The 12,505-nt window shown below is 48.5% G+C and carries 12 protein-coding genes; 4 read left to right on the top strand and 8 right to left on the bottom strand.

All coding sequences use genetic code 11. The features are described from left to right. Positions 1-116 precede the first annotated feature (116 nt). From polA to dprA, 7 genes are all read right to left on the bottom strand, one after another. Positions 117-2,882 (bottom strand): DNA polymerase I, encoded by a 2,766-nt coding sequence (gene polA / locus BLT32_RS09600; protein WP_053954119.1) that lies wholly within the window; start codon positions 2,880-2,882, stop codon positions 117-119. Between the two features lie 397 nt (positions 2,883-3,279). Further along, positions 3,280-4,122: a shikimate dehydrogenase gene (gene aroE, locus BLT32_RS09595; RefSeq protein WP_053954118.1), complete on the bottom strand. Its 843-nt coding sequence runs from the start codon at positions 4,120-4,122 to the stop codon at positions 3,280-3,282. Beyond that, positions 4,119-5,036, bottom strand: a complete 918-nt coding sequence (gene hemF, locus BLT32_RS09590; protein WP_053954117.1) for an oxygen-dependent coproporphyrinogen oxidase — start codon at positions 5,034-5,036, stop codon at positions 4,119-4,121. The genes aroE and hemF overlap by 4 nt, the downstream gene beginning before the upstream one ends. Continuing rightward, positions 5,029-5,589 carry an L-threonylcarbamoyladenylate synthase type 1 TsaC gene (gene tsaC, locus BLT32_RS09585; RefSeq protein ID WP_053954116.1) on the bottom strand — a complete coding sequence of 187 codons (561 nt, stop codon included), beginning with the start codon at positions 5,587-5,589 and terminating at the stop codon, positions 5,029-5,031. Before tsaC ends, hemF begins: the two co-directional genes overlap by 8 nt. Positions 5,590-5,621: 32 nt before the next feature. Next, positions 5,622-6,134, bottom strand: a complete 513-nt coding sequence (locus BLT32_RS09580) for a DNA topoisomerase family protein (RefSeq protein ID WP_053954115.1) — start codon at positions 6,132-6,134, stop codon at positions 5,622-5,624. After that, a complete protein-coding gene (locus tag BLT32_RS09575) occupies positions 6,134-6,607 on the bottom strand; it encodes a DUF494 family protein (protein WP_053954114.1) in 474 nt (157 codons plus the stop codon). The genes BLT32_RS09580 and BLT32_RS09575 overlap by 1 nt, the downstream gene beginning before the upstream one ends. Positions 6,608-6,610: 3 nt before the next feature. Next, positions 6,611-7,648 (bottom strand): DNA-processing protein DprA, encoded by a 1,038-nt coding sequence (gene dprA / locus BLT32_RS09570; protein WP_235443997.1) that lies wholly within the window; start codon positions 7,646-7,648, stop codon positions 6,611-6,613. A gap of 63 nt (positions 7,649-7,711) precedes the next feature. Between dprA and def the strand changes: the two genes are divergently transcribed. Genes def through trkA form a run of 4 tightly spaced genes read left to right on the top strand, consistent with a single transcriptional unit; the run spans position 7,712 to position 11,881 of the window. Continuing rightward, on the top strand, positions 7,712-8,236 hold the full coding sequence (gene def / locus BLT32_RS09565) for a peptide deformylase (RefSeq protein ID WP_053954113.1): 525 nt from the start codon (positions 7,712-7,714) through the stop codon (positions 8,234-8,236). Then, entirely contained in the window at positions 8,236-9,183 is a 948-nt protein-coding gene (gene fmt, locus BLT32_RS09560; protein WP_053954112.1) for a methionyl-tRNA formyltransferase, read from the top strand. Before def ends, fmt begins: the two co-directional genes overlap by 1 nt. Continuing rightward, on the top strand, positions 9,180-10,508 hold the full coding sequence (rsmB, locus tag BLT32_RS09555; RefSeq protein ID WP_053954111.1) for a 16S rRNA (cytosine(967)-C(5))-methyltransferase RsmB: 1,329 nt from the start codon (positions 9,180-9,182) through the stop codon (positions 10,506-10,508). Before fmt ends, rsmB begins: the two co-directional genes overlap by 4 nt. After that, positions 10,505-11,881, top strand: coding sequence for a Trk system potassium transporter TrkA (gene trkA, locus BLT32_RS09550; RefSeq protein WP_053954110.1), 1,377 nt, complete (start codon positions 10,505-10,507; stop codon positions 11,879-11,881). Before rsmB ends, trkA begins: the two co-directional genes overlap by 4 nt. Here the strand turns inward: trkA and BLT32_RS09545 are convergent. Next, positions 11,878-12,504: a YigZ family protein gene (locus BLT32_RS09545; RefSeq protein ID WP_053954109.1), complete on the bottom strand. Its 627-nt coding sequence runs from the start codon at positions 12,502-12,504 to the stop codon at positions 11,878-11,880. The two genes, trkA and BLT32_RS09545, sit on opposite strands and share 4 nt — an antisense overlap. Position 12,505: the final 1 nt, after the last annotated feature.

The following is a 12,505-nucleotide window of genomic DNA, read 5'->3' as shown; positions in this document are numbered from 1 at the left end:
CCGGCTCAAGAGAGCCGGGTAAAAAGTAATCCAGGGAGAACAATTTGTTGAGGGTGGATTATTTCCCTCAATTAATCTGACTAGGGTGCTCAAAAAAAGTTCATCTTTTTTTGAATCTAGTGTGCTTCATCCCAGTTTTTTCCTTTGCCTGCCTCTGCAATTAGAGGCACATCAAGGCGTGCAGCGTTTTCCATAACTGCCGTTAATTCTTTAATATAGTCGTCCAACTTCGCTTCTTTTATCTCAAAGACCAGTTCATCGTGAACCTGCATTAGCATGCGCACATCGTCCTTGCAGTTATTTGTATCTATCCAGTCCGCCACCTGCAGCATCGCCTTTTTAATAATATCAGCCGCAGTGCCCTGCATTGGTGCATTAATAGCTGCGCGCTCAGCGCCTTTTCTACGCGCTCCGTTACTTGCTTTTATGTCCGGCAAAGGCAAACGACGACCAAATAAGGTCTTAACGTACCCTTGCTCTTTCGCTTGTTTACGCGTGTCTTCCATATACTTCAACACGCCCGGGAAGCGCTCAAAATATTTGTCCATATAATGCTGTGCATCGTTACGAGCAATACCAAGCTGACGCGCCAAACCAAATGCCGACATACCATAAATAAGCCCAAAGTTTACTGCTTTAGCTTGTCGACGCTGCTCATCAGTTACTTCTTCAGTTTTGCATCCAAAGACTTCTGCTGCCGTTGCCCGGTGAATGTCCAGTCCTTCGGCAAACGCATTCAACAGAGACTTGTCCTGCGACAAGTGAGCCATAATACGCAGTTCTATTTGACTGTAATCGATAGCCACTATTTTATAGCCATCTTCCGGAACAAACGCCTGGCGAACGCGGCGTCCTTCTGCGGTTCGAATTGGGATATTCTGCAAGTTCGGATCCGTCGATGACAGTCGTCCGGTTGCGGCAACCGCTTGCTGATACGAGGTATGCACACGTCCCGTATCCGGGTTTATCATTTTCGGCAGTTTGTCAGTGTACGTCGACTTTAATTTAGACAGGCTACGATGCTGCAAAATCACATCCGGCAACGGATAGTTATGCGCCAGTTCGTGCAATACTTCTTCCGCGGTTGACGGTGCTCCTTTAGGCGTCTTCTTAATAACAGGCAATTGCAACTTCTCGAAGAAAATACGCTGTAACTGCTTGGTCGAGCCTAAATTAAACTCTTCACCGGCAATATCGAACGCCTTTTTCTCAAGCTCAGCCAGTTTTTCGGTAATTTCCTGGCTTTGCTTACCCAGCAAATTAGCGTCAATGCGAACGCCGTATTGCTCCATATCGCACAGCACCGAAATAAGAGGTACTTCGATATCGGTTAAAACACTTTGCAGCTCACTACCGGTTTCTTCGACTTTTTTCCAAAGCACTTCATGCAGGCGTAAGGTTATGTCTGCGTCTTCAGCTGCATAAGGCGCAGCTTTCTCCAGTTCAATTTGGTTGAAGGTCAGCTGTTTTGCGCCTTTACCAGCAATGTCTTCAAAACTTATCGTTTTATGGTTTAGATAATGCAGGCTCAGAGTGTCCATGTCATGGCGTGACCCCACGCTATTAAACACATAAGACGCCAGCATAGTGTCATTTAAAATACCGCCCAAGCGAATGCCATAGCGGCGTAAAATATGCGCATCATACTTTAAGTTCTGGCCTACTTTTTTCGGGCTATCGCCTTCTAAAATGGGTTTCAGCTTTTCCAGCAGCCAGTCACGACTGACTTGTTCAGGGGCATCCATGTAATCATGCCCCACCGGAATATACACCGCTTTACCTGGCTCAGTGGCCAGTGACACCCCTACCAACTCAGCCTGCATATAGTTCAAACTGGTGGTTTCTGTGTCAAAAGCAACGAACTCTGCCGAGGAAAGGCCCTTTAAATAGTCTTCTACGTCTTTTTCCGTTTGCAGAGTTCTATAATCCTCGGAAGAAATATCGCTACTGACCTTATCGGAGCTCTCCTCTCCCAATGCTTGATCCGTCGCAGCCCCCTGCTCCATAAGCTCGCCTAACCAACGGCGGAATTCACACTGACCGTACAGCTCAGCCAACTTTTCTGAGTCTGCCGACTGGATATGGAGATCATCCGGGTGCATAGGTAGCTCTACATCGAGCTTTATGGTGGCCAACTCACGAGACATGAGGAGTTGATCTTTGTACTCACGAAGCTTGTCCGGCATAGACTTAGCCCCACGGAATGACAAAGATGTTACTGCCTCAATGTCCTCGTAAATTTTATCAATACTGGGTATGCCCTGAAGCATCGCTTGCGCGGTCTTTTCGCCCACTTTTGGAAGACCCGGGATATTATCCGAGCTGTCGCCCATAAGCGCCAAGTAATCAATAATTTGCTCAGGCTTAACCCCAAATTTTTTCTCAACACCGTCGGTATCAAGCAAGGTATCAGTCATCGTGTTAATTAGCATGACATGCTCGTTTACCAACTGCGCCATGTCTTTGTCGCCAGTGCTAATTAAGGTGAAACGTCCTTGGTCACCCGCTTGCTGGGCTAATGTGCCAATAACATCGTCGGCTTCGACACCATCAATACAAAGCAGCGGTAGGCCCATAGCTTTTACGATATTGTGTAGCGGCTCTATCTGGCTTCTGAGGTCATCCGGCATTGGTGGTCTGTGAGCTTTATATTCTTCGTAAATATCGCTTCTAAAGGTTTTGCCTTTGGCATCAAAAACCACCGCCATGTGCGACGGCTGATACTTTTTCAAAAGGCTTCGAAGCATGTTTACAACGCCATATATTGCGCCGGTAGGCTCGCCATTCGAGTTGGTTAAGTGTGGTGGCGCATGAAAAGCACGAAATAAGTACGATGAACCATCAACAAGAATAAAGGGGTTCTCAGGAACTGTTGCCGACATAGGTTTTGTGTCCGATTAAGCATTTCCTATAGGATGCCACATCTGAGGGTTTCGCACCACTGAACACCCTGTGCATAAGTTGTTGATATGTTTGTTGACAACGAGTTTCGCCACAGTCAGAAAACAAAGTTTCCCCGTGTCTTTTAAAATAGCTAACTTATTGATATAGAGGGATTTAAAACGGCAGGTACCCTGACATACCTTATTATTTTTATCATTCAAGCTTCGCTGTGGAAACTTGTCGATTTAGGTTTCAGCAAGACTGAAAAACTTTCCCAAACCGGTCAAACAGACTACCACAAAATTCGGGATGATCTACTACCAAAATCCATTTTTTTATATTCTTTTGTTCGGTAACTTTTCAGCCTTATAAGACTTTTCGTAAATTGCTTATAAATCAATAGGTTCTAGGCCTTAACTTAGACATAACAAAGGTCGTATCCGGTCGCTCCCCACCCATCCATAATTGGTAAGAGGACGCCGCCTGCTCAATCAGCATACCCAGGCCATCTGCACGCTTTTTAACACCAGCCTTTTCTAGTTGCTTAAGAAAATGAGTGGACGTTTCGCTGTACATTAAGTCATAGCCCCATGCATTGTCTGCAAAGCTCCCCGGCAATGGAATGTCGATATTGTGAAGACTGCTGCTGGTGGCATTTACGACGGCATCAATCGGTTCGTTAATACTGTCGGCATTTGATACAACCTGAATATTTTCGGCACCGTGAGCACTCAAATCGACAAGCAGTCGCTTAAGCACCTGGGCTTTCTCCAACGTTCGGTTAACCAAATACACCTTCGCCGGATTCAAACTCAGTAATGCCGGTAACACGCCGCGAGCCGAGCCGCCCGCACCCAACAAGACAAGTGAGCGCCCACTTACACTAAAACCTTTGCTATTTAGGTCCTTAACTAAACCTTCACCGTCGGTGTTGTCTCCAACAACAAAGCCTGAACCGACTTTCATTAAAGTGTTTACTGCGCCAGCAACCTGGGCTCTTTCCGTTAAGATGTTTGCCAGTTGTGCAGCTTGCTCTTTAAACGGCAAGGTAACATTCGCACCAGAACCGCCATTTCGAAAAAACTGCGCTACCGCTTTTGGAAAATAAGCCGGCGTTGCAAGCATTCGGTCGTACAAAATACGTTCATCGCGAAGCTCTGCAAACAAACTATGAATAGTTGGTGACACACTGTGGGCCACCGGGTTGCCGAAAACACCTAAACGCACTGGGTTCGTCATTTCTCTGCCAGCCAATCTCGGGGTTGCAAATAATAAGACGTTAGCAGCTCTTCGGGCGAACCAGGCTCCGGTGTCCAGTTGTACTCCCAGCGCACAAGCGGAGGCATCGACATTAAAATTGATTCCGTACGGCCGCCTGTTTGCAGGCCAAACAAGGTGCCTCTGTCCCAAACCAGGTTAAATTCAACATAACGCCCGCGGCGATACAGCTGGAAATCTCTGTGGCGCTCCGTGTAAGGCGTATCTTTACGGCGCTCAACTATCGGTAAATAAGCCCGGGTAAACGCATCACCCACCGCCTTTATTACCGAAAAGCATTCTTCGAATGGTCGGTCGTTCAAATCGTCAAAAAAGACACCACCCACACCACGCGCCTCATTGCGGTGTTTAAGGAAGAAGTAGTCGTCACACCACTGCTTGTATTCTGGATAAAAAGCCTCATCAACGCTGTCTAACGCCTGCTTAGCCGTTTTATGCCAGCCAACAACGTCTTCTTCAAACGCATAAAATGGAGTTAGGTCAAAGCCGCCACCGAACCACCAGACCGGCTCCTCGCCTTCTTTTTGTGCAATGAAAAAGCGCACGTTCATGTGAACAGTGGGTACGAATGGGTTTTTAGGGTGCAACACCAACGACACGCCACAGGCATTAAAGTCACGACCTTCAAGCTCCGGCCGATGCGCAGTTGCAGAGGCCGGCATTTTTTCACCATAGACATGCGAGAAGCCCACACCACCTTGCTCAAAAACAGCGCCGTTTTTCAAAATACGTGAGCGTCCGCCGCCCCCGCCTGGGCGGTCCCAGCTGTCTTCCTGAAACTTTTCTGCACCGTCTGCCTCTTCTAGCTGTTGGCAAATACTGTCCTGCAGTGCCATTAAGTAGTCTTTTACTTGCGTTAAATAGCTACTATGCATCGTCTCGAAGCACCTTATTGCTAAATGGGTCGATAATACGAGTCGGGTTCTTAGCGCCGCCGGTTGAGGCGTCCATTACCCAGCTGACTTTATCACCAAACTGCTGCTTAACCTCTTCGGCGGTACGTGCCGGCTCTTCGCCAGTTAGGTTGGCACTGGTGGACACCAATGCATGACCAAGCTCACGGCATAACTCTCTTACCGCTTCATGAGCTGACACACGCACAGCAATAGTGTCTCGTCCGCCAGTCAGCAGCCGCGACGTTGTTTTCCTTGCTGGCAGAATAAGCGTCACAGGTCCCGGCCAGTGAGAAAGTACGGTGAACCGTTTATCTTGCGGTATAGCGGTATCATCGACGTACGGCAGCAATTGGCTGTAGTCAGCGGCAATTAAAATAACGCCTTTTTCTGCAGGGCGCTGTTTTAAGCTGAGTAATCGTTGAATAGCAACTTCGTTGGACGGGTCACAGCCAAGCCCAAAAACGGCTTCTGTTGGGTACGCTATAACCCCGGTTTTTACCGCCTCTTTCGCGGCTTCCCAGTCGTGAGACATAGCACTCTCTCTCGTTAAATCGTTGCGGGGTATTATAGCGTGTCAGATTTATAGTCGCATTGCTTTTGTATACAGACTTTTCGCACACCGGAGGCCGTTTTTCGCTTCACTAGCAGTGCAAAACCACACTTGGGGCAAGACTCATCCACCGGCGGCTGATTCACCGTAAATTGGCAGGTGGGGTACTGGTCGCAAGCGTAGAATACGGTGCCTCGGCGGGAGGTTTTTTGTCGTAGCTGACCTTTTTTACACTCAGGGCATTGAATGGTCTCGTCATTACCCGAATCAGGTTCAGTAACGAATTCGCACGCCGGGAAATTACTGCACCCGACAAATAAGCCATAACGACCGCTTTTCAATTGCAATTCTTCGCCACACTCAGGACAGGGAACGCCTAAGTTTTCCGGCTCTATTTCAGACTGTTCTCTTAAGCCACGCTTGTAGTCGCAGTCTGGGTAGCCAGTACAGCCTAAAAAGCTGTTATGGCCAACATGTTTTATAACTAACGGCCGCTGACAACGCGGGCAGCGTTCATCAGCGGACATTAATGTAAGGGTCCGTCTGCTTCTTCGAACAGAAGCCCTTCCATTTGATCATACGCAGCTTCTTGTCCGGGCACATTAAACAACACCATCAAAACAACCCATTTTAGGTCGTCTAATGTAAAGCGGCTTGTTTCCAGCTCCATGACACGATCAATAACCACTTCACGCGTAGCAAAGTCCAACACGCCCAAGTTTTCCAGATACATGATAAAACCACGACACTGGCTATCCAGACGAGTCATTTCATCGGCCGTATAAATGCGAGTTGCCTGAGTGGCTGATGCATCGATGTAGGATTTGGTTTCTAACTCTTGTAAGTCGGCCAAGCGCTCTAACCACGCTAACGCCTTTTGAATTTCCTGTTCACGGAAACCAGCGCGCGTTAATTCATTGGTCAGCTCGTCGTGATCGACCACCACTTCCATTTCAGAATGGATATAGTTTTCAAATAAATACATGAGGATATCAAACATGATTTAGCGCCTCCCCACTTTGATATAACCGCCTGGTACGGCTGCCACAAGTCCTTCTAATTCGTATAACACTATCTTCTCCATGACTTCAGCAACCTCGAGTCCCGACAATTGTACCATGTCATCAATTGTTCGTGGCTCTGAATTCAGACTAGCGAACAAACGGCAGTTTGCCAAGCTTTGATTCTCTTCGTGCGGTTCGCTGCCATCGACCGAGCCGGTAGCGCTTACCCCAAACCAATCGAGAATATCCTGTGGTGTATTAATAAGCTTAGCGCCTTGCTGTAATAACCAATGACACCCCTGATGTTCCGGCATCAGCACAGAGCCCGGCACCGCCCCCACTTCCCGACCTTCATTAAGACCATGAATAGCCGTCGACAGAGAGCCGCTTTTACGAGCCGCCTCGACCACCACAACAGCCTGACTAATACCACTAATAATACGGTTGCGGCGCGGGAAGTGATCAATTCTGGCGGTCTGTCCCGGCGGAAATTCAGAAATCAGCAGCCCCTGATGAGCGATAAAGTCTTGTAAGGACTTGTTCCTACGTGGGTAATACTGATCTATTCCTGTCCCAAGCACCGCAATGGTTTTGCCTTTATCAGCCGCAGTTTTGTGCGCCTGTGCGTCAATGCCCATTGCCAAACCGCTCACCACAACAATACCAGCAGCCACTAAGTCTTTTGCTATCCAGTCCGTAATTTGCAAACCACTGTGCGATGCTTTTCGGCTGCCGACAACAGCCACACCTACGCCTTGCAGTAATTCTTTGCGCCCCCGGTAATACAGCAACCACGGCGGATTCTGAATAGACTTTAGCGACTCAGGATAGTCATCACAAAAATACGAAATAACCCCCTGCCGCTCCGGTTGTGTCCATGCTTTCGCCGCTTTCACCCATTTAGGGTCGACCGGTTTAAACGATTGCCCCCATCGTTCAGATAGCTCGGCAATAGAGGAACATTCCCTTGCCGCTTTCTGTACCTTGTTTGGCGCCTTTGACGCCCCCATTAATAAACATAACTGCTCAGCATCCATGCCCTGTCCTTCACCGGTCAATTTAAGGTAAACTATAGGGTAGATGAAGTTTTGGAGGTTTCTATGGCAAAAATGACAGTTCTTAAATATCCCGACGAACGTTTACGTAAAGTCGCACAACCAATTGCGAAAGTAGACGATTCTATCCGTGCGGTTATCGATGATATGTTCGAAACCATGTACGACGAACAAGGCGTAGGACTTGCGGCGACGCAAGTAGACGTGCACCAGCGTTTGTTTGTCGCTGACTGCAGCGAAGATCAAAATGAACCACTGGTTTTTATTAATCCGGAAATAACCAAGGCCGAAGGGCATTTTAAAAATGACGAGGGCTGCCTGTCGTTCCCGGGGGTTTACGCCAAAGTTGAACGGGCCGAAACCATTACTGTTAAAGCGTTGGATAAAAATGGTGAAGAGTTCTCAATGAATGCAGAAGGCTTACTGGCTATTTGTATCCAGCACGAAATTGACCATTTAAACGGCAAGCTGTTTGTAGATTACCTATCGCCATTGAAACGTGAGCGCATTCGCAAGAAGCTTGAAAAAGAGCAGCGTTTAGCAGAGAAGTTTGCTTCGGAAGCCCAATAATGCGCATCGTTTTTGCCGGAACTCCTGACTTTGCGGCACAGCACTTGTCGCACCTTTTAGACACCGACTTTGATATTGTCGGTGTCTACACCCAACCTGACCGCCCTGCCGGGCGCGGAAAAAAGTTACAGCCTAGCGCCGTTAAGCAGCTGGCTGAAGCCAATCAGTTACCCGTATTTCAGCCCGAGTCGCTGAAAACCGAGGAAGCACAGCAACAGCTCCAGGCATTACAACCGGATGTCATGATTGTTGTCGCTTATGGTTTACTGTTGCCACAGGCGATACTCGATATTCCCGCTAAAGGTTGCCTGAATGTTCACGGCTCACTGCTACCAAAATGGCGAGGCGCAGCCCCTATTCAACGAGCGGTATGGGCAGGTGATACAGAGTCAGGCGTTGCTGTTATGCAAATGGAAGCAGGGTTAGATACAGGCCCTGTACTACTGGAAAAGCGCTGCGCAATTGCCCCTAACGAAACCTCCGCATCGCTGTATAAGAAGCTGGAAGCGCTTGGGCCACAAGCGTTAGTGGAAACACTAAGAGACCTAGATGCATATCAGGCGAACGCAACCGTTCAGGATGATACACAAGCCACCTATGCGAAAAAACTCAGCAAAGCAGAAGCGAAAATAGACTGGAATGAGTCTGCTGCTTTTATAGAACGATGTACTCGAGCATTTACTCCCTGGCCTGTCAGTTGGTGCGAGTCTGAACAGCTGGGTGAACAGAAAACCATTAAAATACTTGAAGCTGAAATTGCACAAGGAGCAACCCGGGAGGCTCCCGGAACCATCGTACAAAGCTCCAATGACGGCATTGATGTCGCCACCGGAGACGGTGTTCTAAGAATTACTAAAGCGCAGATGCCGGGCAAGAAACCACAACCCGCTGCTACGCTGATAAACGGTTACGCCAAAGTATTTGCTGAAGGCCTACAGCTATCATGAGTGAGCCTAATAAAACCGAAAGTAAAGGCTCAGGAGCCGCGAGCCGAGCCGCCGCTGCAACTGCGCTTTTTCAGGTGTTGGAAAAAGGTGAGTCTCTATCGACCGCTTTACCCAATGCCACAGCAACGCTTTCTGCGTCGGATAAACGCTTAGCAAGTGCAATAAGCTATGGTGTATTGCGTGTCCTGCCGACATTAAACAAATTAGTAGGCGCTAAGCTTCAGCAACCCCTTAAAGGTAAGCTTAAGATTCTGCATTATCTGTTGCTGGTCGGTGCTTATCAGCTCTATTGCCAGCGGATAAAAGACCATGCAACCGTCAGCGCAACGGTTGAATCGGCTGCCGTTTTAAAAAAGCGGAATAACAAAGCCTTGGTTAACGGGGTGTTACGCCAGCTGTTGCGAGAAGCGCCCGAGGCAAACGACAACTTTGAACGCCAATTACCTGAAGACAACAACCAAAATCACCCGCGCTGGCTGGTTCAGCAGCTCGAACACGACCACGGTAATAAGACAGAGGTCATTCTTCGGGAAAATAACCAGCATCCGCCAATGTGGCTGCGGGTCAATGAGCGGCAGTTTTCTCGTGATGATTATCTTCGTCAGCTGCAAGCCGAGGGCATAGAAGCGGTTGCAGACCCTCAGGCCCGTAACGCCATTAGACTGTTAACCCCCTGCTCTGTTGATAAACTTCCCGGTTTCCACGAAGGTGCCGTTTCCGTACAAGATCGTTCCGCCCAACTTGCGGCAGATTATTTGAACGTGGACGCCAGTCATCGTGTTCTCGACTGTTGTGCAGCGCCGGGCGGTAAATTGTTGCATCTGTTGGAAAGACACGCTTTCGATTACCCCGTTCAAGCGGTTGAACTCGATGCAAACCGAATAGAACGCATTAAAGAGAACTTAACGCGTCAGCAGCTCTTCGCAGAGGTTCATTGCGCAGACGCAGCAGATACCTCTGCCTGGTGGGACGGCAAGTCCTTTGACCGTATATTATTAGACGCCCCCTGCTCGGCGACCGGCGTTATTCGTCGTCACCCCGATATCAAATGGTTGCGCCGCCAGAGCGACATAAGCGAGCTTGCAGAGCTTCAGGGCAAAATATTGAGGGCGTTATGGGAAACATTAGCGCCTGGCGGCGAACTTCTGTACGCGACGTGCTCTATATTACGAGATGAAAACCAAACGCAGGTTGGGGCTTTCCTAAAACAGCACAGCGATGCTACTCTCATACCCATAGAGGCGAATCGGGACATGTTGCAAATTTTACCCGGTGAAGCTGACGGCGACGGATTCTTTTACGCGAGACTCAAAAAAGCACAATGAAAATTATCATACTTGGGGTTGGTCAGGTTGGAGGCACGCTTGCTGAGAACTTAGTTGGCGAGCGCAACGATATTACCATTGTCGACACAAATGCCGATTTGCTAGACGACTTGCAGGACAAATATGATCTGCGTGTGGTAGCAGGCAACGGTGCTCACCCCGACGTTTTAAGACGAGCGGGGGCAGACGACGCCGACCTGCTTATTGCTGTAACCAGCAGCGATGAGACCAACATGATTGCCTGCCAGGTCGCCTACTCCATTTTTAATACGCCGAAGAAAATAGCGCGGATTCGCTCAGAAGAATACATTCGCTACAAAGATCAGCTGTTTCACAACCAGGATGCGCCGGTCGATAACATCATTTCACCCGAGCAGCTCGTTACCAATTACATTAAGCGACTTATTGACTACCCCGGCGCTTTACAGGTTATGGAGTTTGCCGGTGGCCGTGCGTCTCTCGTTGCCGTAAAAGCCTATTATGGCGGTAAGCTGGTGGGGCATGCTATTTCCACCTTGCGCGAGCACATCCCCAATATCGACACCCGTGTCGCAGCCATTTACCGTCAAGGTAAGCCTATTCGCCCCACCGGAACAACGGTTATTGAAGCCGACGATGAAATATTCTTCATCGCGGATACCCGACACATTAGTACAGTCATGCAAGAGCTGCAAAAGCTTGAAGACAAGTATCGCCGAATTATGATTGTTGGAGGCGGTAATATTGGTGCAGGCTTAGCGAAGCAGCTTGAAAGTGATCATCGGGTTAAGCTGATTGAACGCTCGGAAGCGCGAGCTGAGGAGTTGTCGCAGCGCCTGGAGCACACCCTAATTTTCCGTGGTGATGCGTCTGACCAAAAGCTATTAGAAGAAGAACACGTTGAAGACATTGATGTTTTCATTGCCGTCACCAACGACGATGAAGCGAATATCATGTCGGCTATGCTGGCTAAACGTATGGGCGCTCGCAAAACCATGGTGCTTATTCAACGCAGCGCTTATGTCGATTTAGTGCAAGGCGGAGAAATTGATATTGCCATTTCGCCGCAACGGGCAACCGTGTCGGCATTACTGACTCATGTCCGTCGAGGCGATATTGTTAACGTTTATTCACTGCGAAAAGGTGCTGCGGAAGCTATTGAAGCCATCGCGCACGGCGACCAAGACACCTCAAAAGTGGTTGGTAAAGCCATTAAAGACATCAAATTACCACCGGGTACGACCATTGGCGCAATCGTGCGTGGTAACGAGGTGCTTATGGCACACAGTGAAACCATCATTCATTCGGACGACCACGTTATTCTGTTCTTACTGGATAAGAAGTACATTGATCAGGTTGAGCGAGTTTTCCAACCCAGTGCAATGTTCTTTTAATCGATGGGTTCATAAGGCCGCAGTTGCACACGCCCTTGTGTGGCGGCCTTTAGTTTTTCCTGTAGTTCATCAACCTTAGACGGCTCTATTCGTACTTCTTGTTTAATAATATCGCTGTATTCAGCTTCCCAAACCTCAGCGTCATAACGCTCAAAAAGCGGCTCAACAGCGCCTTGGTCGGTATAGTCAAAATTGACTGAAAAAGGCTTTTTGAATATTAAGGTTTCGGCAGCTAAGTCAGGCAAAGCTTCAAGTACCGCATCTTTATAGGCTCGCTGAAGACCGCCTGTGCCTAACTTCGTTCCCCCAAAGTATCGAACAACCACAGCAGTTACCTGTCCTATACCGACGTCTGACAGAGCCATCAACATAGGCCGGCCAGCCGTTCCAGAGGGCTCACCGTCATCACTATAAGCATAACCGTTGCTGTCATTAGGGTGACCAAATACCGAAGCCGTGCAATAGTGGCTCGCTTTTGGGTAGCGCTTCTTAACTGACTCTTTGAAGTCGCTTGCTTCTTCAGGGGTTTTCGCAGGGCTTATACACGCTATAAACCGACTGCCTTTCACTTCAATTTCTGCTTCAGCATCACTTATTGCAATTAAATAGCTATCGTCCGACAAC

It is taken from the genome of Idiomarina zobellii (assembly GCF_900100855.1).
GTDB lineage: Bacteria > Pseudomonadota > Gammaproteobacteria > Enterobacterales > Alteromonadaceae > Idiomarina > Idiomarina zobellii.
This window is presented reverse-complemented; position numbering and strand designations above follow the sequence as displayed.

Excerpts from the sequence above, each read along its gene's own strand:
- aroE (WP_053954118.1), bottom strand. The coding sequence starts at position 4,122 with ATGACGAACCCAGTGCGTTTAGGTGTTTTCGGCAACCCGGTGGCCCAC.
- rsmB (WP_053954111.1), top strand. The coding sequence starts at position 9,180 with ATGAGTGAGCCTAATAAAACCGAAAGTAAAGGCTCAGGAGCCGCGAGC.
- BLT32_RS09580 (WP_053954115.1), bottom strand. The coding sequence starts at position 6,134 with ATGTCCGCTGATGAACGCTGCCCGCGTTGTCAGCGGCCGTTAGTTATA.
- polA (WP_053954119.1), bottom strand. The coding sequence starts at position 2,882 with ATGTCGGCAACAGTTCCTGAGAACCCCTTTATTCTTGTTGATGGTTCA.
- fmt (WP_053954112.1), top strand. The coding sequence starts at position 8,236 with ATGCGCATCGTTTTTGCCGGAACTCCTGACTTTGCGGCACAGCACTTG.
- dprA (WP_235443997.1), bottom strand. The coding sequence starts at position 7,648 with ATGGATGCTGAGCAGTTATGTTTATTAATGGGGGCGTCAAAGGCGCCA.
- hemF (WP_053954117.1), bottom strand. The coding sequence starts at position 5,036 with ATGCATAGTAGCTATTTAACGCAAGTAAAAGACTACTTAATGGCACTG.
- trkA (WP_053954110.1), top strand. The coding sequence starts at position 10,505 with ATGAAAATTATCATACTTGGGGTTGGTCAGGTTGGAGGCACGCTTGCT.
- BLT32_RS09575 (WP_053954114.1), bottom strand. The coding sequence starts at position 6,607 with ATGTTTGATATCCTCATGTATTTATTTGAAAACTATATCCATTCTGAA.
- def (WP_053954113.1), top strand. The coding sequence starts at position 7,712 with ATGGCAAAAATGACAGTTCTTAAATATCCCGACGAACGTTTACGTAAA.
- tsaC (WP_053954116.1), bottom strand. The coding sequence starts at position 5,589 with ATGTCTCACGACTGGGAAGCCGCGAAAGAGGCGGTAAAAACCGGGGTT.